The organism is Salibaculum halophilum (assembly GCF_002094885.1).
Classification (GTDB): domain Bacteria; phylum Pseudomonadota; class Alphaproteobacteria; order Rhodobacterales; family Rhodobacteraceae; genus Salibaculum; species Salibaculum halophilum.
Window position 1 is genome coordinate 1 of sequence record NZ_MSIT01000056.1, and the last position, 2,321, is coordinate 2,321.

At 64.5% G+C, this 2,321-nt stretch carries 2 protein-coding genes; one reads left to right on the forward strand and one right to left on the reverse strand.

The features are described 5' to 3' along the window. A partial coding sequence (locus BU124_RS14970; RefSeq protein WP_218775118.1) for a hypothetical protein occupies window positions 1-546 on the forward strand: 546 nt, incomplete at its 5' end. Window positions 547-571: 25 nt separating this feature from the next. Here BU124_RS14970 and BU124_RS14405 read toward each other — a convergent pair. Next, window positions 572-1,912 (reverse strand): IS1380 family transposase, encoded by a 1,341-nt coding sequence (locus BU124_RS14405; RefSeq protein ID WP_084864258.1) that lies wholly within the window; start codon window positions 1,910-1,912, stop codon window positions 572-574. Between the last annotated feature and the right edge of the window lie 409 nt (window positions 1,913-2,321).

Here is a 2,321-nt window from a genome sequence, read left to right on the forward strand (position 1 = left end):
CCACCTGTCACGACAAGCCGGGACGAATGGGCAGGGTCGTTCCGCGATTTGAGCCAGCTTTTCGTAGAAGGTCTCGAGAAAAGATGTCTTGCAGGCATCTTGCGATCCGTAGGTGTAGCCTTCGAAAACCAGTTCGGTTCTATCAAGCTCGCAGAGTTACTTTGGCACCACGCCGAACCTGACGATGGCGAGCAGCGGTTCTCTGCGCTTCGAGAATGCGTCGAGATAAGGAACAAGACGGGCGCTCATGCGGCGCCGGCAGATGCATCTCGTCTAGCGTCCGAAGCCCTTGAGAAACACGAAAGTTTCATGGCGCACTTCGAAGAAGCGTGTCATCTGATAGCCGAGGAGCTTCGAGTTATCGAGGCCCTATGCCGCAAGTATCATCAAGACGGGCAATGGCCCGCATTATGCACGTTGGCTGTCGCGATGAGCGGGTATCGTGCCCTGGGTGATGGTCTTTGTTGCCGCGGCCATGGCGTCTCACGCGCTCGCGGGGCGGCGCAGTTCTGGGTGTCAGGTTCTGGGGTTTCGGTTTCTGGGTGAGCGGGGGCGGCGGCCAGGCCGGTTTTCAGACCGGCGCCATGCGGGGGAGCCGGTCGAGCACCATGCGCATCAATGGCGCGGCCGGACAGGCGTTCGGGAGATGGATGGCGATGCGGGTCTTCCTCTCGACGACGCGGGCGGCGATCTTCACGAGCCTGAGCCGCAGGGTGTCGAACTGGGCGTGGCGCCAGGGCGAGCGTTTCGGCAGGGCGGCGCGCAGGGTCCACATCAGCCAGTAGGCGCCCGCATGCAGGAACAGCCGCAGCTGGTTGGCGGCGGCGCTGGTGCACGAGGTGCGGTCGGCGGCGAGATGGGCCTTCCAGGCCTTGATGTGGTTCTCGGCCTGGCCGCGGGCGCAGTAGACGCCTTCGTAGAGCGTCTTGCCGGTTCCCTTGGTCAGGCTGGTGACGATGAAGCGGGTGTCGCAGCCGCGAGGCCCCGCCTCGACCCGGGCGATGATGCGCTCGACCCGGCTCCATGAGGCGGCGGCATCGTGGAATTCCTTAAAGCGGCGGATCGTGGCGCCATCGGCGGCCTCGGCGCGCGCAGTCGTGGAGGCCTCCAGCGTCATCACATGGCGGCGCAGGACCTTGGTGTTCGGCAGCCCGAGGATGAAGTCCACCCTGCGCGCTCGGCACAGGTCGAGCACCTCGGGCGCGCAGTAATGCCCGTCGCCGCGGATCAGGATCTCCACGCGCGGCCAGTGGCTGCGGATCTCGCGGATCAGGCGGCGCAGATGTGCGGCGATCTCGCGGCCCTTCGGCCGCTTCGCCGGGCGCAGCACCGCGGTCACGAACCGGCCGGCGCCGTCAAAGACCACGATCGGCTGGAAGCCGTAGTCGTCATAGTGAGCGTTGAACAGCCGAAGCTGCTGGCCGCCATGCACGGCGTCAAAGGTGTCGTCGATGTCGAGGGTGATCCGCTTGGGGACCTGCGCGAAGCTGGCGCAGTAGAGCTCGACCATCGCTCGACCCATGCGCAGCAGCATGCGCCGGTCGGGCAGGGTCTCGAGCCGGCTGACGGTGGACTGCGAGCAGAGATCCCGTGCCTCCGGCATGCGCTCCAGCGCCATCTTGAACACCGGGTCGGCGCGCAGCGCGTTGGCGTCGATCCCATCCTCGTAGCCGGCCGCGATCATCATCATCCGGAACCGGAGGATGTCGGCGACGCTGTGCAGGATGCGGCTCGGATCGCGCGGATCGTCGATGCAGGCCGCCAGCCTGCCCGCCACATCGAGCCGCCGCTCCACCTCTCGCAAGGCCAGCAGCCCCGCATCCGAAGACAGCGAGCCGCCGTCGAAACGGGCGGTCACCGCCTTGCCGTTCACAGGTGACAGGCCCGGCAGCAGCGGCGTAATCTCGGTCATGGCGGGTCTCGTCCTTCCGATCCGGAGTTTTTGGCCTCAACAACCAAAACCTACGCTGGATCAAGAGCTTGGGATAGACCCGCCAACCCTCATGCATATTCCAGGATAGCGCGTCCCCGCGCATCTACCCAAAAATCACGTGGGCAACTCCTGTAGCCCACGCACGGCCTCTCTTCATGGCGCCCTATCCCAACCTCCCCGATGGTCCCAACCCTGTCCCAACCTCTGGAGGGGGTTGGGGACACGAAAAGCGCTTCAAAAACAACGGTGTCCCCAACCTCACCCCGTGGTCCCAACCTTTTGCTACACATTCATGTGGGAAGAAGAAGTTGGGTCGAGAACATACCCCTATACACGAAAAGAGAAGAGACCCCGTTGGGGACACCGAGGTTGGGACCACATCCGGGGG